The organism is Bradyrhizobium guangzhouense (assembly GCF_004114955.1).
GTDB lineage: Bacteria > Pseudomonadota > Alphaproteobacteria > Rhizobiales > Xanthobacteraceae > Bradyrhizobium > Bradyrhizobium guangzhouense.
Window position 1 is genome coordinate 4,723,435 of sequence record NZ_CP030053.1, and the last position, 25,320, is coordinate 4,748,754.

Below are 25,320 nucleotides of genomic sequence, written 5' to 3' on the forward strand. Positions count from 1 at the left end.
CTACCACGCCTCCGCAAGGCGGCTCGTGGCCGGCTTGGTCATGACGCCAGCATCTTTCCAACCCGGGCGTCCCGCGCGCTGCCCGTGGCGGCGCAGCTTGCGCATATCGCTGAGCCCTTCGATGTTCACCGCGGGACCGGATCCGATGGTCTCGACCGCACGCGGCGACAACAATGCGTCCAGCCGTGCCTGGCCCGAGAGACCAAGCTGGTAGAACGTTCCCACGCTCTTCTGCGCCAGCCACGTGTCGATGCTCTCGTCGCCTTCGCCATCGACGGCGACGTTACGCATCATGCTGGCGCCGGTGTAGTCGCTGCAGCAGGTGTGGGTCGCCCCGTAGTTGATGACGGTCGCGGACATGTCGCCGGTGTAGAACACCACATAGGCGTTGCTGACATTGGCGTTTGCGACCTGGCTCATCGTGAAGACGCCGCCGGGCTGGTAGAGCTGAAGCGACGGCCAGTTGGTCGGCGCCGGCGACCGGTTGTTCAGCAGCACCTGCTCGGTCACCGTGGTGAGGATGAGTTGACCCGGCACATAGCCGTTCAGGATCGACACCGCGCGCGCATCGGTCAGGAAATTGGCATCCACCACGTTGAACCGGTTGACCACGATGGTATCCGGATCGAGCGAGATGTTGGCCGAAATCGCCGTCCCGCCGTTGTAGCCGGTCACGTTCATGATCAGCGGAACCGGCGGCGTCGAGCGGATCTGCTCGCCCTTGACGTTGATGGTGTTGGCGGCGAGGTCGAGCTCCCTGAGCACGCTGACGAAGCCGATCGTCAGGTCGCCCCGTGAAGACAGCTTGATCGTGCTGCCCCTGATACGGTCCAGCGCAATCGGGCCGGCCGTATCGAAATGGGTATCGCCGTTGGCGGAGATCGATCCACCGCGGAGCGCGCCGGTGTCGGACGTGAGGTTGATGTCGCCGGCATCTCCAGGGATTCCGGTGGTGGTGAGCTGGTTGAAAGCGATGTCGGTCACGGCGTGCAGCGTCTGCGTGCCACCGCTGACGGCCGTTCCGAGATTGATGCCGCCCGTCGTCGCGGCGATGCCGAGCGAACCGCCGACATTGAGGTTGTCCCAGCGGACCAGACTGCCGCGCAGGACCGCGTCGCCCGTGGCCGTGGTGAGATTGTGCCCGGTGTTGGACAAGGCCGCGATCAGCGTTGCCGAGCCATTGGCGGCCACCGAGCCTTGCGTCACGGCACCACCGGTCGGGACCGTCTGCGCCAGGATGAAGCCGTTGTCGGCGGTGACGTTGATGCTGCCGGCGTCGCCGGTGATGCCGGTGGCGGTCAGCGCGTTGAACGTCACGTTGTCACGGGCGTGGATGGACTGCGTGCCGCCGCTCCGCGCGGTCTGCAAGGTGATGCTGCCCTGGCTCGCTGCCGCACCGAGCGTTGTACCGACGTCGAGCGTGTTCCAGTTGATCGGCCCGCCTGAGGTCAACAGGCCCGAACCGGTCGCGGCTGCGAGCGTGTTGCCCGTGATGGTCGTGCCGGCAACCAGCGCCGCCGAGCCATGGGCAGAGACCGAGCCCTGCATCGTCACGCCGCCGGATGTCACGGTCTGCGCCAGGATGAAGCCGTTGTCGGCGGTGACGTTGATGCTGCCGGCGTCGCCGGTGATGCCGGTGGCGGTCAACACGTTGAACGTCACGTTGTCACGGGCGTGGATGGACTGCGTGCCGCCGCTCCGCGCGGTCTGCAAGGTGATGCTGCCCTGGCTCGTCGCGCCGAGCGTCGTGCCGACACTGAGCGTATTCCAGTTGATCGGGCCGCCGGCGGTCAGGAGGCCCGAACCGGTCGTGGCTGCAAGCGTATTGCCCGTGATGGTGGTGCCGGCGACAAGCGCCGCCGAGCCATGGGCCGCGACCGAGCCCTGCGTCGTCACGCCGCCCGACGTCACCGTCTGCGCCAGGATGAAGCCGTCGTCGGCGGTGATGCTGATGTTGCCGGCGTCGCCGGTGATGCCGGTGGCGGTCAGCGCGTTGAACGTCACGGCGTCATGGGCGTGGATGGTTTGCGTGCCGCCGCTCTGTGCGGTCTGCAAGGTGATGCTGCCCTGGCCCGCTGTCGCACCGAGCGTCGTGCCGACATTGAGCATGTTCCAGTTGATCGGACCGCCGGCGGTCAACAGGCCCGAGCCGGTCGTGGCTGCAAGCGTGTTGCCCGTGATGGTCGTGCCGGCAACGAGCGCCGCCGAGCCGTTGGCCGCGACCAAGCCCTGCGTCGTCACGCCGCCCGACGTCACCGTCTGCGCCAGGATGAAGCCGTGGTCGGCGGCGACGTTGACGTTGCCCGCATCGCCGGTGATGCCGGTCGCGGTCAGGCTGTTGAAGCTGACATTCTGGTTGGCACGGATCGTCTGCGCGCCGCCGCTGCTCGCCGACGCCAGCGTGATGCTGTCACCCGTCGAGGTCACAGCCAGCGTCGTTGCGGCCGTCAGCGAGGTCCAATCGACCAGGCCGCCGCCCGTGATCGAGCCCGAACCGGTGGTGGCCGTCAGCAGCCTGCCGGTGTTGGTGGTTGCCGCGGCCAGCGAAGCCGAGCCGTTGGCCGCCACCGAGCCCAGCGTTGCCATGCCGTTCACAGACACCGACTGCCCCAGCACGAAGCCGTTGCTGGCGACGATCATGATATTGCCGACGTCGCCGGTGATGCCGGTCGCAGTCAGGCCGTTGAAGCTGACATTCTGGCTGGCCCGGATCGCCTGCGAGCCGCCGCTGCTGGCGGTCGCCAGCGTGATGCTGCCGGCGGTCGAAGTCACGCCCAGCGTCGTTGCGGTCGTCAGCGAAGTCCAATCGATCAGGCCGCCGCCCGTGATCGAGCCCGAGCCGGTGACGGCCGTCAGCACCCTGCCGTTACTGGTCGTCCCTGACGTCAGCGAGGCCGAGCCGTTGGCCGCCACCGAGCCCAGCGTTGCCATGCCGTTCACAGACACCGCCTGCGCCAGCACGAAGCCGTTGCTGGCGACGATCGTGATGTTGCCGGCGTCGCCGGTGATGCCGGTCGCGGTCAGGCTGTTGAAGGTGACGTTCTGGCTGCCCCGGATCGCCTGCGAGCCGCCGCTGCTGGCCGACGCCAGCGTGATGCTGTCAGTGGTCGAGGTGATGCCGAGCCCAGCCGCCGCGTCGAGCGTCCCGCCGTTCACTGCGGCGTAGGCGGTCAGCCCGATGGCTCCAGCCGTGGTGCCAAGCTGCGTGAAGCGAAGGGCGCCGGCGCTGTCGACCGTCATGTCGCCGCTGCTCGTAGCGGTTCCAATGACGACGTCGCCCGTATGCGTCAGCGTTTTGGCCGTGATGGTGCCGCTCGCGCCGGAGGCCGTGCCCGCCAGGACGCTGTCGAGCGTCAGCTCGCCGCTCGAGACGATGTCAACCGACCCGTGGATCGCCGACAGCTGGACCGCGTCGAGATCGGCAACCGAGCTCAGATAGATGCCTGCGGTGCCGGCGGTCGCCGTCAGCAGCGGCGCGTCGACGCTGAGCCTCTGGGTCGAGGTACCCACGCTGTTTGCAGCGAGCGACACTTCGGCGTTCGCCGCCGTTGCAGTGAAGTTGATGTGGCCATCTCCGTTCGCCCTGATGGTGCCGCCGGTGCTGTTGACCGTGATGACGGTCGCGGCCGAGGACGGGCTGGCGGTCGAGATCAGCTGGCCGAGCACGATATCGCCGGGCGCAGTCAGACTGATCGATTGCCCTGTCAGGATCGAGGCATTCGCACTCATCGTGATCGATCCGCCGACCGCGGTCGATCCGGTCAGGCACGGACCGGAGCAGACCGTGACCGATCCCTGCGACGAGCCCGCGGCGCCGGCGAAGGAGATGCCGGCATCGCTGATCAGCGTCAGTCCGCTCGCGGCCGTCAGGTTGCCGACATTGAGCGACACCGGATTCTGCGTCGCCAGCGTCGGGCTGTAGAAGAAGCCGGATCCTGCAATCGTGCCGCTCAACAGGCCGGTGGCGCCGACCTGAACCGTGAACGGCGTGTTCTGCGTGCCGACATCGCCCGATGCATTGAGGATGATGTTGTCGGCGGCCATCGTGACGCCAGCCAGATAGCTGTCGATATTGCCGCTGGTCGCGGTCAGCGAGACGGTGTTCGTGGCAAACACCTTGCCGAAGATGGCATCGCCGCCGGTTGCGGTCAGATAGGCGTCAGTGCCGGCCTGCGCCGAAACCAGCTTGCCGTTGATATGATAGGTGAACGCATTGGCAGCCGAACCGATCGCGTTCGTGGCGGCCATCGTCAGGTTGCCGATCGCGCCGTTGGCGGGGTTGATCACGACCTGGTTGGCATAGAGCGACCCGCCGGATGAATTCGTCGCCGCCAGAATGCTCTGCGGCGCCAGCAGGGTGACATCGCCGCCCGCGGTGATCTGACCGATCGTCAGGCTCGCAACCGGATGTCCCTCACTCGCGGCCGCCTGGACGTACAGCGCAGTGCCGGCGGTCGCGTTGAAGGTGCCGCCGGCATTGACGTAGAGCGGCGCCGTCTGCGCCAGCTCGACGGAGTTCAGGTCATTGACCGTCACGCCGTTCGGCAGATTGCCGAGCGTCAGGCCGCTGAGCGTGTTTCCGTTGACGGTGACGCCGGCCGGGAGATGGGCGAGGTCGATGCCGGCCAGGACCTGGTTGCTGACCGTCGCGCTGAACGTGATCGAGCCCGGCGTGGTCGCAACCGACAGCGCGGCCTGCTGTGTCGTCGTGATCGTGCCGTCCTTCAGGTCGGTCAGGCCGATCGAGACGCTCGGCGCGGTGCTGCCGACGCTGTTGCCGGCATTCAGCGTGACGTTACGGCCGGCAACGCTGGCCGTGACATTGGTGCCCACGGTCCCTGCCGAGGGCAGCAACGCGGCATTGCTCAGCGTGGAGACGATCTGTCCCGTCGAGTAGACGGAGTTGGCCACCAGGCTGAGGATGCCGGCGCTCACCTGCGGCGTGCCGTTGGCCGTGAGCGCCTGGTACTGCGAATTGCCGTAGGCCTGGATCGTCGTCACGTTCGCCTGGTACTGCGTGCTGGCGTAGTTCTGGATGGTCTGGACGAGGCCCTGGTACTGGGTGTTGCCGTAAGTGCTGATCGACGTTGCGTAGGACTGGTACTGGGTCGCGGCGTAGCCCTGGATCGACGCCAGGTCGCTCACATAGGACTGCGCTGCGAAGGCCTGTACCTGCGCATTGGTCGGATTGTTACCCAGGAAGGCTGCGGCGGCGGCCGCAACGTTGGTGATGCCGGCCGCAGTCAGGGTCAGCATGCCGTTCTGGATCGTGCTGTTGCCGGCGCCCACGATCGCCTGGAACGCCAGATAGGACTGATTCAGGATCGACGAGGCCGACGCCGGGTTCGAATAATAGTTTTGCAGGGCGGCCTGGCTGAGCGTCAGCGTTCCGTTCTGCACCGCGCCCTGCCCGAGCATCGCGGTGAAGCTGTTGTAATCCGCGGTCGAGATCGTGCCGTAGCCGTTGTTGCCGCCGAACGGGCTGTTGGTCGAGCCCGAATGCGCCTGCTGCGCCCAGTCGGCCAGAACCGCATTGGTGATCGGCGCCGGCGCGGAGCAATTATTGTACTGGCAAGTGCCGCTGAAATCGAAGCTGGTGCGGTATGTGCCGCTCGGCAGGTCGACCACGATGTTGAGGTTGTTCGTGGCGTAGGTCAGCACCTCCTGCTGCAGCGGCTGGTACTGGCCGTTGGCATAGGACGAGAACGTGCTGCCGTAGCTCTGATACTGCGAATTGGCGTAAGTCTTGATGGTCGTCGCGAAGCCCTGGTACTGGCTGTTGGCATAGGCCTGAACCTGCGCCGCGGTCGGAGCCGTGGTGCCCAGATGCAGCGCCGCAGCCGTCGCCGCCGAGAATTGCGCGATGCCGGCGGCGGACAGCGTCAGCACGCCGTTGACGACCTCGCCATTGGCGCTCGCGGTCAGCCCCTGGAATGTCAGGTAGTTCGCGGCCGTCAGCGCCGCCGCCGCATAATAGGACACGCCGGGATCGCTGAGGACGAAGCTCGAGGTCGCGACCCCGTTCACCGTCGTGGTCTGGACCGCGCCGCTCGCCAGAAGCTGCTGCAAGGGATTGCTGCCCAGCGCCGTCGATGCATTGGCCAGGATGCCCGCGGTGTTGAACTGGAACAACCCGGACGCCGCGCTGCCGCCGGTCGCGAGCGTCTGAAGGTTCTGCAAGACGGTCGCCGAACTCAGCACGAACTGGCCGCCTTGCAGCGCGCCCGTGCTCAGCAGCGAGGTGAAGGCGGTCGCGAGCGGCGCCGAGAGCACCTGCGCGGACACCGGCGCGAGACCGGCCGCGTTCAGCGTCAGCACGCCATTGGCGACCGTGCCGTTGGCGGTGAGCGTCTGATAGTTCTGCAAGTCAGTGCCTGAGAGCGCCTGGCTGGCATATTGCGCCACCTGCGCATCGGTGGCGGCAGTCTGCCCCGGGGCGAGGATCGGGCCCGAACAGCCGCCAAGGCCATGGCATCCCCCCTGCCGGTCCTGCTCCTGCAGGTACAGGAAGACCTTGTTGGCCAGATCCGTGTACTGCGTCTGGGCGCCGGAGCTGATCGACTGGGCATAGGACTGGTAGATCGGGTTGGCGCTGCTGAACAGCGAGTTCTGGTACTGCTGGTTGGCGTAGGTCTGCACCTGCAGCGCGGTCGGGCTCGCGATGCCCAGCGCTGCCGCAGCGATCGACGTGTAGGCCGAGAGGCCGCTGCCCGACAGCGTGAACACACCGTTGACCACCGAGCCGTTGGCCATCAACTGCTGGAACGAAGTGTAGGCGGCGGTCACGCCAGCCTGCGCATTGGCGAAAACGCCGGCGCTGCTGAAGACGAAGTTGCCGCTCTGCAACGAACCGTTGGAGGTGAGGTTGACGTAGGACTGGTAGTTCGGCGTCAGCTGGGCCTGCGCCATGCCGTTCAAGCCTGCCGGCGACAGGGACAGTACGCCGTTCGTCAGCGTGCCGGAGGCCAGCAGCGCGTTGTAGGCACCGTAGTTGGCGGCGCTCAGCCCGGTCTGGGCATAGGACGCCACGTTGTTGAGCACGAAGGTGCCGTTTTGGATCTGCCCGAGCGCCGTCAGGCTGGCGAACGCGGTCCTGTCAGCGTCTGGAAGCAAGGTCGAATAGAACTGCAGGAACTGCATCGCATTGGCGGGGGTGTATGTCGCCGTCGGTCCGAGCAGATCGGTGATCGCGATCGGGCTGCTGCCGGCGTAGTACTGATTGTAGACCGCCAGCAATTCGGCGGCGAAGTTGCGGTACGCCGTGCTCGCCGCGGTCGAGATCGACGTCAGGTAGCCCTGATACTGCACGTTGGCCGCGCCGTTGATGTTCGCCGCATAGGATTGGTACAGCGCGTTGGCAAAGGCCTGCACCTGTGCGTCGGTCGGGTTCGGATTTTGTGTCGTCGCCGCCGCCTGACGGAAGGCCGCGATGCCTGCGGCCGTCAGCGTCCAGACCCCGTTCACCAGCGAGCCGTTGCTATAGAGCGTCTCGAAGTTCTGGTAGTCCTGCGTCAACGCCGTCTGGGCCAGCGAGGAGACACCGCCGGCAGTGAGTTGGAACGTGCCGCCGCTCAAGCTGCCGTTGCTGAGCAGATTGGCGAACTGAGTATAGTTGGTGCTCGACAGCGCGCTCTTGGCGTAGCTCAGGATGCCGCTATTGGTCAGCACGAAGGTGCCGTTCTGCAACGAGCCGCTGGCGCTCAGCAGAGAGAACGCGACCGCAGGCGTGGCATTGAAGGTCGTGGCCGTCTGCAGCGGCTGGTACAGGCCGGTGGCGTAGGTCTGGATGGTGCCCGCATAACCCTGATACTGGCCGTTGGCGTAAGTCTGGATGGTCTGTGCGATGGTCTGGTACTTGGCGCTGGCGTAGGCCTGGACCGTCTGCGCGTAGCCCTGGTACTGGCCATTGGCGTAGGTCTGGATGTTCTGCGCGTAAGCCTGGTACTGCGCGTTCGCATAGGCCTGAACCTGCGCCTGCGACGGCGAGGCAATGTGCAGCGCCGCGGCTGCGGCCGCAGTGAAGAAGGTGACGCCGGCCGAGGTCAGCGTGAGTACGCCGTTGCTGACGGATCCGTTGGCGGCCGAGGTCAGGTTCTGGAACGCGGTATAGCCGGAAGACGTCGATCCGAGCGCGGCCGAGGCGTAAGCCGAGAGGCCGGCTGCGGTCAGCACGAGGGTGTTGCCGCTGAGAGTGGCATTGGTGCTGGAAGTCAGCGCCTGGAACGCGGTGTAGGCCGTCGACCCCAGCGCCGCCGAGGCGTTCGCCGCAACGCCGGCCGCGGTCAGGGTGAGAACGCCGGCGGTGCTGACGGTCGAGCCGTTCGCGGTCAGGGTCTGGAACGTCGTGTAATTGGCGGAGCCCGATCCGAGCGCGGACGACGCATAATACGCAACGCCGGCCGCCGTCAGCGTGAGAACGCCGTTGTTGACCGAAGAGTTCTGCGCGGACGTCAGGGTCCGGAACAGGCCGTATTGCGTCGACGTCAACCCGGCGGACGCGTAGTTCGCGACGGCGGCATCGGCGATCGCACCGGTGCCCAGCGTGAACACGCCATTGACGACGCTGCCATAGGTGTTGAGCGTCAGCAGTGCCGACGAATTCGCCGCATAGTTTGCGACCTGCGAATTGGTCTTCCAGTTCGACCCGTAAGCCTGTCCGAACACGGTGGCCATCGGCAGGTACAGTGTCGGCGCGTAGGCCTGAATGGTGGTCTTGAAGCCCTGATAGACCGTATTGGCGTAGGTTTGCGTGGTCTGCGCATAGCCCTGGTATTGGCCATTGGCGTAGGCCTGGATGCTCTGCGCGTAGGCCTGGTATTGCGCATTGGCATAGGCCTGCACCTGCCCCGCCGTCGGCGAGGCAACATTCAGCGCCGCGGCCGCAGCTGCGGTGAAGAAGGCAATGCCGGTCGCGTTCAGCGTGAGCACGCCGCCGCTGACGGATCCGTTCGTGGCCGAGGTCAGGTTCTGGAACGCGGTATAGCCGGGAGACGTCGCTCCCAGTGCGGACGATGCATAGGCGGAGAGGCCGGCCGTAGTCAGCACCAGGGTGTTGCCGCTGAACGTGGCGTTGGTGCTCGAGGTCAGTGTCCGGAACGCGGTGTAGGCCGTCGACCCCAGCGCCGCCGAGGCGTTCGCCACGACGCCGGCCGCCGTCAAGGTCAGTACGCCGGCAGCGCCGAGGGTCGCCCCGTTCGAGGTCAGGGTCTGGAACGTCGTATAGTCCGTCGCCGACAGGGCCGTCGGCGCATAGGTCGCGATCGACGCCAGGTCGCTCGCCAGCACGTAGGTGCCCTGGGCGTTGGCGTAATTCTGGATCGCCGTCGCAAAGGCCTGGTACTGGCTGTTGGCGTAGCTCTGGATCTGCGCCGATGTCGGGTTGGCGATGCCGAGCGCGGTGGCCGCCGCGGCCCTGAACTGGCTGATGCCGTTCGCCGTCAAGGTCAGCGTGCCGTCCGATCCGATCGTGGCATTGGCGGCGGCTGTGAGGCTCTGGAACGTGGCGTAATCGGTCGAGTTCAGCACGCCGATGGCGAGACGCGCGATCCCGGACGCGTTCAGCGGCGCCGAACCGGCCTGGATCGTGCCATGCTGCAACAGCACGCTATAGGCCACGAGATCGCGGTTCACCGTGTTGGAGAACGCAATCACGCTGGCAAGCGCGGTGTCGTTGGCGCCATCCAGCGCGGTCAGGTGCAGGGCCGAGGACACCGCCGCGACCTGCGCCGACGTCAGCGTTTGCGAGGCGGTCTGCCCGCTCGCGTCGCGGATCGTGCCATAGGGCACGTTCAGCAGCACGTCGCCGCTCGCCGACGCGATCAGGCCGACCCTGAGATCGCTGGAATAGGCCGAGGACGCCGCCGTCTGGGTCAGGCCGATGTCGCCATGCGCGACGACGTTGACGATTCCGCCGCTATACGAGCCGTCGGCCTGCTGCGACGCGTTGGCGCTGATCGAGAGCGGATTGGTGGTCGAACCGACGCCGCCGAGCGTGCTGATCAGCGAGATGTTGCGGCCGGTGACCTGCGCGTTGGCCCCGGCGATCAGATCGCCCGTCGCGGTGATGTTGACGTCGCCGAAGCCGGTGTTGCTGTTGCCCGACGACACCTGCCCGAGCGTCGCGCCGGAGCCGAGGTTCAGATAGACGCCGCCGACACCGGCCTGCGCCGACAGGGCACCCGGTGCCGATCCGGTATTGGACAACGTCGCGTTGATCGGGGCCACCTGCGAGCCAATGGCTCCCGAGGCAGTGAAGCTTGCGCTCTGGGTCAGGATCGAGCCGGTCGACGTCTGCGAGATGTTACCGCCGGTCGTCGTGTTGAAGAGCTGCTGCTGCGACGACGAGCTCACAGCCAGCGCGCCGTTCGGATTGACGATACCGCCGGTGAAAATCACGTTGCCGTTCGAGGCGATGTTCACCGTGCCGCTGGCGTTGCCGCCGAAATTGATCCCGAACCGGTTGTCCGCCTTCACCGACGAGGTGATGGTCAGCGTGCCCCTGTCCACCAGATTGTAGTTCCAGTCGGCGTAGCCGGGACCGTTCTCGTAGAAGTGATAGTCGTGGGCGCCGTCGCAGTAGCTGCCGTCACAGTTGCCGTACTGGACGTTGCTCTGGGCGTAATGGTCCACCCTCCCGGTGATGGTCTCCTGGAATACCGGCGCGCTGGTGGAATTGCCCGTCGTGATCGTTCCCTGCGGCGTCGATGAGAGGGTGCCGTTCGCGGCGACATACGACCAGGGTTGATTGGCGTTGCCGACGAATTGCCAGTCCGAGTAAGCCCCGACGTCGGTGACCACGTGGGTGATCGGGTCGGTGGTTGTGAGATTGCGCTGGATCGATGCCTGTTGCACCCACTGGAAGCGCAGCCCGGAAACCGGATCGTAATATCCGTCCGAACCGGAAGTCGTGGAGCAATTGTTGGCCGCAGTACAGCCCGCACTGGTGACGGGCGGCGCGCCGTTCGCGGTCTTGTAGAGATTGATGGCGTTTGTCGCCGGCGAATAGACGTAGGTCGAGGTGCTGTTGCCGGAGGTGATGTTGCGATCGACCAGGGTCACGGTGCTGGTCAACGCTGCCGCAGCAGCCGTGTTGCCGGTGTTGACGCCCTTGACCACGAGGTCGAGGCCGGTCTGGTTGTTGATGCTGACGCTGCCGTAGCCGCCGTTGACGTGGATGTTGCCGAGCTGGTTGGTGCTGATGATCTTGCCATCGAGCAACACGCTGCCGCCGCCGGACGAGGCGTTGATGTTGGCGACCGTGATCTGGTTGGTCGCGGCATTGTAGGTCGCCAGCGGAGCGCCGAACTGGTCATAGACCAGCGTCATCAGCGCGTTGGCGGTCGGGTTCGTCAGGATCGCCTGCTGATAGTTGTACTCGAACACGGAGATGGATCCGCCGGAGACGCTCGTGTTCGTCACCGTCGTCGCGCAGCCCTCCTGGAAATACCGGCAGCCGAACGAGTTGTCGTTGCCGGAGGTGGTCGTCGTCGTGGTGACGACGGCGGGCGCGGACAGGCTCGAGTCCAGGTTGATGCTGTAATTGGTCTGGCGTCCGGCGGTGATCTTGCCGTTGACGTCGATGATGCTGGCCTTGATCGCGACCTGGGAGCCGTAGATCTGGAAGCTTGCGAGGCTGCCGCTGAGGTTCGCCTGTGCATATTGCTGGGCGGTGGTCAGGCTCGCATCGGTCGACTTGGTCAGCGGCTGGAAATACGTGATGTACGGCTGCATCGCGTCCCAGCGGCCATAATTGAAATCGTAGTTCTGCGACTGGTCGAGGATGGCCCCACTCCAGTCATGCCCGTACTGGGCCTGGTACCGGATGCAATTCCCGCTGTAGTACATGACGCAGTTGCCGAACAGGATCATGCTGATATTGGCCGGCGAGCCGTCAGACTTCGTCCCGCTGTCGCCAGCCTTGCCGTAAAGATATTGGTTAAGCGCGGCAGCGCTGGTCGCAGTCGGATCCAGCGTGTTTGCCAGCACCGCGGCTGCGATGTTGCCGACCGGCGCGCCGCTCGCCGGATTGCCGCCCGGATACACCATGAAGGTCGACCATTCCGAGAACGGCGAGCCGCCGGCGATATAGATGCCGGACGGATCGTTCGCCGACACCGCGACCGCGCCGTTCGGCACCGTGATCTGGACCTGCTGGCCGGTCAGATTGGCCGACAGGCCGTAGGATCCGAGCGTGTTGTTGACGGTCACCAGGCCGTTGACGTTGGTGACGTCGCCGAGGATCAGCAGCGTCGGTCCGTTGACGCTCAGATCGTAATTGGGCGGGTTGTAAGAGTTGTTGATCGCGATCGTGGCGATCCCGCTGGTGTTCGCGTTGGGGTGAAGCGTCGCCGTCGATCCGCTCGCGAAGCCGCTGGCCGCGCCCGTGAAGAAGATGTCACCGGCCGCGGCGATGCCGATATAGGCGCCCGTGATCACGAGGTTCGCGTCGCTCTGGTTGTCCACCGAGATCGTCGGCGCGCCCCTGGCGGTGACGGTGCCGCTGCCGGTGATGTGGTCGGCGTTCAGGGTGACGGTGCCGCCCGAAGCGAACAACTGTCCCAGCGCGAACGCGTTACCCGACGTGCTCAGCCCGGCAAGCAGGGTGTTGCGGACCTCCTGGTCGAAATGGCTGTTGATCAGCGTGGTGCCGTCGAAAGCATTGGTATAGCTGAAACTGAACGGCGCGCCGCCGGGCGCCACGCTGAGACAGGTGGCGCTGTAGTCGCAGGAGATGGTGATCAGGAGAGAATTGTAGATGCCGGCCGTCAGCGCGCCGTTGACGGTCAGTTCGGCATGGGCGTTGTTGCTGGGGTCGCTGTGGCCGTCGCTGGCGGGGATGAATCCGAGCTCATAGCCATGACCGCTGCCGGTCGCGGTCGCGTTCACCACGCCGGCATAGCCGCCGGCGATGATGTTCTGGCCGCTGTTGACCGATGCTCCGGCCGCGATGGTGACGTTGGTGTTGTTGGTGAGCGTCGAGGACGCGCGCGCGTCCGGCACCGCGATGAGTCCCCTCGCGAAGCTGATCGCAGAGGCGTCATCCTGCATGGCCGTCGAGGTAGACCCGTCGGGGCTCCGACCGGCCGTGAGATCGATGTTGTCGAATGCCGTCAGCACCGACGAGCCGACCACGATGTTCTGGCTGGTGGTAATGTTGGTGTTGGCGAAGGCCGCGGCAGCGACGAACGCGACGCCGTAAGTGTTGGCGTTGGACGAGGTGTTGGCCGAGGACATGGTGTAGGTGCCGGCCCCGATGGTGCCGAACGATGTGATCCACACTTGATCCGCCGCGGCGGCAGACGGCGAGGTCAGCGCGCCGGAATCGAACGCCGCGGCCGAACCGATATTGATGTTGTTGTCGACATTGGCTGACAGCGTCGACGAGACGCCGGCACCTTCGATACCGCCGCCGGTGACCAGGGTTACACGGTCGGTGCCGGTGATCGTGCTGGTGGCGAGCATCTTCACATTGCCGGGGTTCAGCACCGTGTCGGTACCCGTGGCGATGTGGGTGTTCTTGCCGATGTTGACGGTCGCCGCGCCACTCAGCGTGATGGCGCTGGTGGCGCCGACGCCGTTGATGCCGCCGCCGGCGCCCGCATTGGCGCTGGAACCGGTGCCGACCTCGTTGAAGATGTTGTTGGCGGTGATGGTCAGGTCGGCGGCGCAATCCGACACGTCGCAATGGCCGGGGCTGGTGCCCCTCACCCCGATCGTATTGTTGATGCCGATGCCCGCCGTCACGACGGAATTGGCGCTGTGCGTCGAGGCCGCTCCGCTGGCGCCGTAGGCCGCCGCCTGCCCCGTATCGGCCATCGTCGTGTAGTTGTCGGTGTGGGTGGCGAGGATCGCCAGCGAGGCGACCGAAATGAAGTTGTCGGAACCGGAGGGCGTGGCGCCACGGTTGCCGTTACCGATGCCGGCATTGACGGTTGAACTATCCGACGTGTTCGCCGAGGCGCCGTTTCCGGCAAACAGGCCGCCGCTACCGGAAATCCCGTGCGCGTAGTTGTTGTCGGCGCCGATGGCTGAAATCTGCATCACGCCGACGTTTGAGGCGTCGGTGTCGTTGCCGATGGTGGCGATGGTCGTCGTGCTCGAGGTCGCGTTCACCACCACCACGCCAACCGCCAACACACCCGCCGCCGCGATACCGGTGGCATTGGCGCTCTGGCCAGTGGTGTTCTGCGCGAAAACGGAGACGTTACCGGACGACAGGGTGACGTTGTCGCCGATCGTTGCCGCCACGCTGGAGGTGTTGGAGGCAAGCGACGCCGTTGCCTGGAGCCCGAGCAGGACACCGCCGGAGGCCCCGATCGCATTTGTATAGGCCGCATTGCCGCCGTTCTGGACCTTCTCATAGGCGGAGACCGCGACATTGCCGGTCAGCGCTGCGCCGTTCAGCACCTGCGACGTCACCGTGGAGCTGACGGTGGAGGTCGCAACCGAAGCGCCGACAGCGGCCGCGCCCGCGACGACGCCCAGCGCATTGGCTTCCGCATCCGGCGTGTCGGTCGCAGTCATCGTCAGGCCGCTGCTGCCGCTGGTCGTGATGATCGCGTTGGTTCCGACTCGCGCGGTGACGTTCGCAAGATCCGTCGCAAAGGCGGTCGATCCGTTACCGCTCACGATGCCGCCGGAGACCGCGACCGAATAGGCCCACAGCATGCCGGCGTTGGAGGCGTTCACGCCGAGCGAGGCGGCGGTGATCTGGGCAGCATGCAGCACCTGGGCCGTCACCAGGCTGGTCTTCTGCGCAGTCGTGACCGATGCGCCGATGGCGGCGATGCCGACCGATGCGCCTTCGGTCTGGGCGCGCTGCGAGGAGGTGTCGCGAGCACCGACATTGATGGTGGCGGCGGTGGTGTTGGTGCCCGATATCTGCCCGCCGATTTGCGCCATGACCACGTTGCCGATATCACCCTCGGCAACGGCGGCATCGCCACCGAAATAAAGCGCGCCGCCACCGGCGATCGACTGGATGTCGATGGTATGGCCGGGGTGCGAGCCGCCGCTCGCATCCTGCACCGTCGCCAGCACGTTGATGGTGGGCGCCACCGCGGTGACGGGGTTGAGGCTGGCAAGGACGTTGCTGCCGACGGTGGCAAAGCCGATCGCGGCACCGACGCCGGCATTCTTGCCGAAGCCGGCCCCGAGCAGGAACATCTGTGCGCTGGTCGCGCTGGTCGCGCCCACGTCGATCTCATTGGCAGTAACCGAACCACCGTCGATCTGCGCGGTCACGCCGTCAGCACCGCCGTTCAACGCCCCGCTGACATCGTATCTCGAGCTGGCATGCGCACCGGACGGAGCCCCGGCCGTGCCGCTGGCGACGGCGTCGCCGCCCTGGTCGGAATTGGTTCCTGAATTTGTCGCATCCAGGGTGCCGCCGAGCTGCCCCATTTGCTGCGCGAACACGGCGCCATCGGCGAGGTTAACACCGACATTGATGACGCCGATCGTTGCGGCAAGCCCGGCCGAGCCACCGATGCCGGCCGTCACCGCGTAGGACTGCACCTCTCGCGTGCTCTGGCCGACGACACTGACCGCGCCTGACGACTTCAGGGTGCTGCCACGGGCTTCCGCAACGGTCGAGCTCTCGAAGGAGATGATGTTGGCCGCCGCGCCGACGCCGACCCCCGCCCCGCTCGCCGCGATCGACAGCGCGCCGGCGATTTCCATGATGTTGACGGTTTCGGTGCCGCTGATCGAGATCGCGCCGACCGAACCGCCGGTCGCTGTCTGAACGGTGGTGTCGTAAAGTCCCGCGATCGTCGTGTTGTTGGCGATTTCGATGTTCGCCATGCCGGCGATGGCGGCAGTGCCGCTCGAGACCGCGCCTCCGACCGAATAGGCCTGGAAATTGTCCGTGGTCGACGCCGCCACGTCGAGGGTCCCGGCGCTGGCGAGCGTGATCGCGGTGGGATGCGCCGTCGTGCTGTCGCCGCGATAGAAGAATTCGTCGCCGACATAGGCTTCGGTCTTGTTGGCGCTGACCTGAACCAGGAACGCGGCACCGATGGCGGCCTGGCTGCCATACGCGCCGCTGCCATTCGCGGAGGCGATCCCCGTGCTGTCGGTGGCCCTGACGGACAGCGACGTCGCGTTGAGCGCGCCGCCATCCACATAGGCCTCGGTGGTCGCCTTGAAGACGTTGAGGCCGACCGAGCCGCTGTTGAAGCCCAGCGCGATCGACGATGCGTCCTGCTCGGCATTGGACTTGACGGTGACGGCGCCGACCGCAGGCGCGCCGCCGATCATGGTGCCGATCGTCGCGTTGGTGATGGTCGCGTATGTACTGCGCGCCATCGTGGTGCTGACGATGGTCGCGCCGCCGCCGACGCCGCCACCACCGGTGACCACCGCGACGCCCACGCCGAACGTGCCCGAGTAGGAGAAGCTGCTGGCCGCGACGTCGATTTGCGGGAGCGGCTGCGTCGCCGGCGACGCATTGGCGAGCCGCGTATCGATGCCGGCTTGATCGATGTAAGCGTTCGTCGTGCCCTGCATCACGTTCACGATCGGGTTGATCATGATGGCGATGCTGCTTCCCGCCGCGAGGCCTGCGACGTTGGCGACCACCGCCTGGTGCGAGCTGGCGACGACGGCAAGGCCCTTCACCGATTCCTGGGTCTCGCTGAGATCGGGAATATTGTCGGTGGGCGCGCTGAATCCGCCGATATTGAATGCGTGCGTCAGCGTTCCGCTATTGACCGACAGGGTGTCCGTCGAGCTGGTTCCGAGGGCATCGACGAGGGTGGTCGGGCCGGTGATATAGGCCGAGGTGGTGCCGTTGATCGAGTTGGTGACCATCGAGCCGCCGCCGCCGGCTGCACCCTTCGAGATGGCGAAGGCGCCGGCGAACACGGCGATGCCGTCGGTGTTGTTGGCGAGCACGCCGACATTGTTGGCCGCGAGCACATCGGCGCCGCCGGTGATGCTGGCGGTGACGTTGGTGCCCATCACATTGGTCGCGACCGAGCCCGCAAGGCCGATCTGCGAGGACAAGGCCACGCCGACGGCGACCGTCGAGATCGTGGCGTTCGAGGTCGCGCTCACCCCGACATCGCTGCCGGCGACGATCTTGGCGCCGGTGACGTCGGCGCTGAGCTGGTTACTGATCTCGCTGTAGACGATGGAGAGACCGCCGGCGTTGCCCTGGGTGGAGGCTCCCGCGACCGCCGCTGTGGATGTGATCGCGGAATTGTCGCGCGCCTGGACATTGACGTTACCCGCGTTCACCACGGTGTTGGTGGTGGACGAGTTGCCGTCGCCAATCGCCGCCGAAACGTTGTTCTTGATGGTGCTGACGACGACGCCGCCCTGCCCGGCGAACTGTCCGCTCGCAAGACCAAACCCGACCGCAACGGACTGGATCTTCGAGGAATCCTCCGCCGCCACGAGCACGTTGCCGGTCGTCACGGTCATCAGCGTCTGGGTGACGTAGGCCGAATGCGTGGTGGAAATGGCATCGGCGACGATGGCGACGCCGACATTGTTCTTGCCGGCCTCGACGATGCCGGCGACCGACATGATCGCAGCGCCCGGCCCGGCGCCGACACCGCCGTTGAGCGCGGCTCCGCTGAAATCGACGCAAGCCTGCGAGCCGCTCGTGGTCGGGCAATTGTCTTGCGCGACCTGGCCGTTGTTCGTGCTCTCGGCGAGGACGGCGAGCGCGCCATCGAGACTGGCGGAATCGACGCTTTCCGCACTGACGGTGACGGTACCGCCGGCCGACATCGTGATGGTGCTGCCGCTGATATAGGCCGTGGTCGTCGGACTGATCACGTCGACCACGATGGCGCCGGCCAGACCATTGCCGCCCAGTCCGACCGAAGCCGCGCCCGCCGCAATCACGGCTGCGTCGTCACCGATCACGGTCAGCGTATTGAATCCGTTGACTTGCGAATTGGTGATGTGGGCATCGACGGCCTTGCTGCCGCCAGGATCGCGAATTTCGGCGTAGGTCAGCGCCAGCCCGACGCTGCCGCTGCTGGAGCTGCCGGACACATACAGCGAACCACCGCCGATCGCGATGTTGCTGGTCTGGTAGGCGTTGACGTTGAGCGCGTTCGACGTTCCGGCCGCAACACCGGTCATGTTCGAGTTGTCGATATAGGCCGTGGTGCTGTCGGAGATCAGGGCGACCGAGGCCGCGACCGAGGCCGCAATACCGGTGCGGGTCGCGGTCAGCCCGAGAGCGACCACGGTCTCCGAACCGCCGGTTAGCGCCGTGACGCTGGCGCTGGCTTCGTCGCTGAGCGTCGTGTTGGCAATGAAGGCCGTCGTCGAATTCTGTGACATCGCGACCGCGATGGTGCCGTCGACGGCGGCGCTCGGATTGCTGCCGCCCGCAAAATTGAGCGCGGCGGCGCCGGAACCGTTGTCCAGAATGGTGTAGTTCAGCGCCTGGACCTGCACGAACGGCGCAGCAGCAACCGCGTAGGGATTGCCCTGATTGATAGTGACGCCGGAAATATAGGCCGTGGTGTCGACCCCGGTCTGCGAGACCGCCGAACTGCCGGCGATATCGATGCTGAAGCTCGGCGACTTGCCGGACTTGGCCGCAGCGGCCGCCGCGGCCCGGTCAAGCAGGCTGGTTGGGGACGCCCCAAATGCGCCGGTTGAACCCGCCAGGATCGACTTTGCCTTGGTCACCGAGCCGACTTGGGCAAACGGATCGGATTCCACCACGGCCACGGAAGCAACCGTCAGGCGGCCGGCGGTCGCCGCGAGCACCGTCAGCGCACTGCTGGTGATATTGCCGCCGTCAGCCGACCTGGCGCCGCTGTCGTCGTCGCTGAACGTCCTGATATCGCTGTGATTGTCGCCGATATAGGCGGCGGTGTCGGTGTTGGCGGTGAGGTACGCGACCGCGAGACCGACGCCGGAGGTGGTGCTGAGCTGGATCGCGCCGGCGAGCGACAGCACCGAGATGTTCTGGTAGGCCTCGACATTGATCGTCGGCGCCGTGACCGTGGCACCCGAACTGATCGAGGCGTGGGTTTCGTTGTTGATGAAGCCGAGCGACGTCAGACCGTTGAGCGCGATGCTGCCCGATGACGACCCCGACGTCGGCGCGATCGCGAACATCAGGTCGGTCGTGATGGCGGTGACGGCGACGTCCTTGGCGCTGAGCGTGACGCCGTTGGACACGCCGGCGTTGGTATTGCTGGTCGAAATGATGAGGTTGAGCGAGCCGCCGGCGGCCACCCCGCCGGAATCCGCTCCAGGCAACAGCACCAGCGGCCCGAACACGCCGCCGACATTGATCGAATTGTTGGTCGCCGTTGCCGCCACGGTGATGTCGCTGGCAAAGTTCACCGTCAGGCCGTTCTGGCTGCCGTCGGCGACCTGCGTCGACCAGCTGCCTGTCGTGGTCTTGTTAGACTGCAGGTACGCGCCGCTCGCGATCCAAGCCGTGGTGTTGTCGGTATTGCCGAAATAGGCGAATGAGCCGGAAACGCTGGCCGTGCTGCCGCCGGACGCGGTTGCGTCGGCATAGGTGGTGACGACGTTGTTGACCGCACCGAAATTCGCGTTGAGATGGCTGAGCGTCTGGTCCAGACCGTCCCACTGGCCCCAGGTATTGGTGTTCGGCAATTGGGTATCGGCCGACACCGCGATCCGCGATGCGATGATCCTGACACCCTCACCAACATAGGCATTCGAATTGTTGATGTAGGTGCCATAGGCAACCGCAGCGGCGATGGTTCCCTTTTCGGGCTTGCTCGGATTGGTGACGGTGCCCGAGGACGACGAATTGTTGCGGATCTGGTCGTCGACCAGCCGGCTGACCACGCTGACGTCACCCGTGGAATAGATCGAGGGAGCGCTGCCGCCGCCCGTCGCCGCGATCTCGGCGTTAGCAGACAAATTGCTGGTTGCAAGCGACAGCGAGCCTGCGACCTTCAACGGAAAGTCGACCGATACCAGCGGCGACATCAGCGCGCCAATGACGCCAGCCGACACCTTGCCAAGGCCCGCGACGCCAGACACGATCCCGCCGACCAGGGCCGGCTGTCCCAACGTCACCGACGCGCTGACCGCGTTCTTGCTGGTATCCGAAAACGCCGACACTTGCACCGGGCCGGTCGCCGCCGCACTCGTGCTGCCGACGTCGGCGCCGAGGATCGCCGTTGCCACACTGCTGACATTGCTGACCGCAACGACACCGCCGACGCCACCGGACCCGCTCGTCGGGTTGTAGGCGAACGCCGTCGCGCTGGTCGAGAACGAGTTGCCGTTTCGCGCGGTGACACTGATGCCGCCGGCGCCGGCGCTGATATGGGCGCCGCTGTTCACGATGGCCTGGGTCTGGATGTCGGCAAGGCCAACGGCCGCGGTCGTGACGAACTGCGCCGCCGTCGTGATGGTCAGCGCCGAAACGTCCAGCGTGGCATCGTTTGCGGCGGCGACCCGCAGCGATCCGCCGGCGGCGACCGTCGCCTGGTCGGCGATGGTCACCGAGACATTCGCCGTGACGCTGCCGACCACCGCGGAGGCGCCGAACGGCGACATCGCGCTGATGGCGATGACGGGGTCTGCCGCCGTCTCGGATCCCGTTGCCGTGATCGCGACGTTGCCGGATCCCGAGATATTGGCGGTTGCGTTGATCGCCACCGTTGCGGTCGAGTCGCCGGCGACGTAGCCGCCATTGACGCCGAGCCCGGCGAGCAGGATGCCGATCGTCGCCAAATAGCCAGAGGCGTTGCTGGTGAAGTTCGAGGACGCCGACGAATTGGCGGCGATGCTGATGTTGCCGCCCGTGATCGTGGCCGTAGCGCCGCCCGGGGCCTCACCGACCGTGATGCTCGTGGTCGAACTTGCGAGGCCGGCCATGAGGCTCGTGCTCCAGGCCGCGGACAGCGTGACGTCGCCGTCGGTAAAGGTGCTGCCGCCGGAATTGATCGCCTTCGCCAGGATCTGGGCGCCGCCCGCAACCTTGATGATCGGCGCATCGAGTTCGATACCCAGCGCATTGTGTGTGGAATGCGACTGCGCATCCAGGAAGCGGGTGTCGATGATGCCCGACGCCGCGACGTCGATCTCGCTATTCGCGGAAATCGTCAGCTTGGTCGCGTTGGCCGACGCGAGAATGAGCGCCGCGATCTGGCTGTTGCTGACGAATGAATAGCCCGCCGTGTTGGGATTGCTCGCCGCGATGACAATTTTGTCGTCGTTGAAGCCGAACCCGACCGTGACCGCATTGATGGACGCGCCGGATACGACATTCAGCGTGCCGCCTGACAGGGCGACCGCGATGCCGTTGCCCGCCGTGATCGAGGCCGTCGATGCCAGCGTCAGGCCGTGGCTACCGGCCGACAGCGCGAAGGTGCCCGCGCTCATGGCGCCGACGTAGTTGGCGATGACGTTGTTCGACAGGATGCCGCCGGTGCCATTGCTGCTCGACGTGTTGTTGACCGTCAGATCCTCGTCGAAGGCGAAGATCACGGTGCCGGCAGGGCCCGCCGAGAGCGTCGCTCCGTTCGCAACCGTGATCAAATTGGAACTGAGCAGAACCGTTCCGCCCTTGACGGTGCCGCCGATGTTGACAAGACCCGAGCCGCTGCCGGCCGCGTTCAGGGTGACGGTGCCGGAACTGTAGCTGGTGCCGCTGTTGACCGCGAGCGCCGTCACCTTGCCCAGTGCGGCGACCGTGATCGACGGCGCGGTCAGCAGCAGGTTCACCGAATTGCCGGTGGACAAATTGCTGCTCATCTGGGTGCCGTCAACGACGCCGGTGCCGTCGACCACGATCGAGGACGACGCCGACAGCTGCAGCGTGCCGACGCCGTGCATTGCGGTGACGTAGCGGGCAACCGTCGCGTTGGAGATGAAGCCGAGCGCGGCGGTGTTTGTCGACGTGCTCGCATCGCCGACGAACATGGCGGCCGCGCTGGTCAGGTTGATCTGCGAGGCCGTCACCTGCAGCGGCGTTTGCGCGGAGATCTGCGCCCCGATGCTGGAGCCGGCGTTGATGTTGATGATTCCGGCACTGCCCGCGTTCAGGAGGACGGTGTTGCCGCTGACGCTGCTGCCGGCCGCGAAGGTCAGCGTCGGCGCAGAGAACGTGAGGTTGCGGGAGCTTCCACCGGCGATGACAGCGCCGCCGTCGATCGAGATGGTGTCGCTTGCGGAAAGCCTGAAGGTGCTCGATCCACCGAGCGCCGCGAGGTAGCTCGCGATCTGGGCGTTGGAGAGGAAGCCTGGGTTGACGGCATTCGAATCGCCGGACGGCCCGACATAGATCGCCCTCTGCCCGTCGTAGAACGTCACGACACCGCCGTTCAGGGTTCCGGCACCGACCGTGATGCTGGACGAGGTCAGCGTGATGTCGCCGGCATTGTAGAACGTGCTGCTGGTATTGACGACATCGGAGCGGATGGACGCGCCGGTGGCAATGCTGATGGTCGGCGCGGCAAGGACGATGTTCGCCGACACTCCATTGGTGACCCCTCCGCTCTGGCGGCGGACGTCGATGATGCCGCTGGCATCGACCGCGATCGACGACGTGCCCGAGATCTTGATGGTCCCGACCGGGCCGGCGGCAAGATAGCTCGTGATCGTGGAATTCGCCAGATTGACGGCGGCATCCGCATTGGGATCGCCGACGACGACGGCGGCGGCGCTGTTGGTGAGATTCAACGTGAGCGCGGACAGGTACAACGGGGTCGCCGACGAAATCTGGGCACCGCCGGTCCGGCTGGCGTCGATATTGAGGTCGCTGCTCGCCACCAGCGACACGGCATGGCCGCTGATGCTGCTGCCGCCCGATAGGGTGATCGACGGCGCGTTCAGCGTGACGTCCAGATTGCCGCCGTTGACGACGCCTGCCGAGCCGACGGAGAGCGAAGTGGTCGAGGACAATGTCATCTTGCCGCTGCCGTTGAGCGCGGCGATGTACTGCTGCACGGTCGCGTTAGATGCGGAGTCGTTGACCGACAATGCCGATTGCAAGGCGTAGTTGACCACTGCGCCCGCGACCGGATCGCCATTGTTGACGCCCGGCGCGGAAAACACCGCGCCCGTCGCCACCGAGATGTTCGGTGCCTGCAGCGTGATCGCCGCCGTGCCCGACGGAACCGATGCGGCGATCGTGGCCTGCGCGCCGACATTCACGGTTGAACCGGCCCAGAGATCGACATTGTCGCCGACAACAGCGCCATTGGCCGCGACGACGCCGCTCGACGAGCCGGTCGCGTCGAACCTGACATTGCCGCCGACATAGGTCGTCGTGCTATCGGCATTGACCGCACCGGCGAGAATTTGGCTGCCCTGCGATGCGGTAATCGACGGAGCGGTCAGCACGACGTTTTGCGAGTTCGCGGCGGCAAAACCGTTGGAATCCTGAATGCGGGTGTCGATGACAGCCGTCGAGGCGAGCGTCACCGAATTGCCGGCCTGGAGCGTGGTGACGCCGCCGGCCAGGGTACCCGCGACCGAGACGGTGCCGGTCGGCACGCTGGTGGCATCGAGGGTGATGTCGCCGGTCGTGAAGGCCGAGTTGGAATCGTTGATCGCCTTGGTCAGGATCCTGCCGCCGTCCTGAACGACGATGGTCGGCGCCTTCAGCGTCACGCCGAGTGAGCTGGCGGTGGAAAGGCCGTTGCTGATCTCGCGGGTATCGACGATGCCGGTGTTGTCGATACTGATGGAGACCGCGGCATTCACGGTCAGGTCCCCTGCCCCGTTCATCGCGGCGGCGTATCTGGCAATCGTCGCATTCGAGATGAATCCCGATGCGGTCCTGTTGCCCGAACTGGTGCCGTCACCGACGAACACGGTGCCCGTGCTGGTCAGCATCAGGTGCGCGGCGTTGAACTGCAGCGCGGAATTGCTCACCAGCTGCGCACCGCCGTTGGCGGCAGCGTTGACGTTGATGGTGCCGCTCACGCCGGAATCCAGCAGCACCGTATCGCCGCGCACATAGCTGCCGGCCAGCAGGCTCAGCGTCGGCGCGCTCAGGGTGACGTTGACGCCGCCGGCGCCGGCGTCGACCCGGCCGTGCTGGTCGATCGTGATCGAATTGCTCGCCAGGAGCGTGAAGGTGCCGGTGCCGTTGAGTGCCGCGATCGCGGCGGCCACCGTCGCGTTCGACATGTTGACGTTGGCATCGCCCTGACTGGCGTCACCGATGACGATGTCGACGGGATCGAGGACCAGCGTGCCCTGCCTGCCGTTCGGCGCCGCCAGGTTGATCTTCACCTTGTCGCCGACATCGAACCTGCCGTCGGCGCTGAGATCGACCACGCCGCCATTGCCCTTGGCGGAGCTGGCATTGATCTTGGCGCCGCTCCTGACCGTGAGGTCGCCTTGCGTCTTCAGCGTGATGTTGCCGGCGTCGCCGGTTCTGCTGGCCGTGACAAGCCCGGCGTTGTTACCGACCTCGATGCCGTTGCCGGCGGTGACGGTGATGTTGCTGGGCGTCGTCGTCTTGCTGCGGGCCGTCAAGCGTCCGTTGACCGTGGCCTTGTTGACGGCGCCGATATGGATCGAGCCGTTGCTGACGGTGATGGCGCTGGCGCTGTGCAGGCCCTTCGAATTGACCGAGGCTGCGAACTTCGCGGCGTGGTCGAGATTGGCGATGTCGCGCTGGCTGGCGCCGCCGACAAGCACGTTCTGCCCGGTGAGGCGAACGCCGTCGATGGCATTGATGCGGCCGTAGATCCTGACACTGCCGTCAGGCGAGACCGGGAACGAGCCCGCCATCAGATTGCCGACCGCCGTGCCGTTGATCGCCCCGCCCGGGCCGATCAGGCTGTCGGTGAACTCGCGCGTTGGCGTCGAGACGTTGAGGCTGCCGACATTCACCGTGCCGCTGCGGCCGACGACGAAGCCCTTGGGATCGGCGAAATAGACGTTACCGCCGATCGCTCCGTTCATGTAGGAGTTCAGCGTGCCGTTGACGTAAACAGGCGCGTCACGGACGACGTTGACGAGGTTTTGGGTCCCGTTCGGCAGCTGCAGATTGACGGTATTGCCCTGCCCGACGCTGAACTGCGAGAACGAGTTGAAGGCGTTCGCGCCTGCCACCGTCGAAGTCGTGACGTTGGTGACGCCGCCGGACGAGTGCAAGGCGGTCCCGGTGCGGCCGTCGGGGACGATGACGTTCGCCGTCTGCGCCTGGAGGCGGACGCTGAAGACAGGCAGGAAGACCATCTGCATTGCGCAAAGCAGCGACATCGAACGGAAGCGTGCAAGGCCCTGCAGCATCCGTTCGTTGTTGGCTCGGCTCGCAGATGGTCCGCGCATTTCAGATCCTCTTCATCGGCATTTGCGCCGATCCACAACCGGGTGGGAGAACGACGTGAGACGGTC

The 25,320-nt window shown here is 65.8% G+C and carries 1 protein-coding gene; it reads right to left on the minus strand.

The annotated features are described in order from the left end of the window. Positions 1–25,254: a leukotoxin LktA family filamentous adhesin gene (locus tag XH91_RS22865; protein WP_128952668.1), complete on the minus strand. Its 25,254-nt coding sequence runs from the start codon at positions 25,252–25,254 to the stop codon at positions 1–3. Positions 25,255–25,320 lie beyond the last annotated feature (66 nt).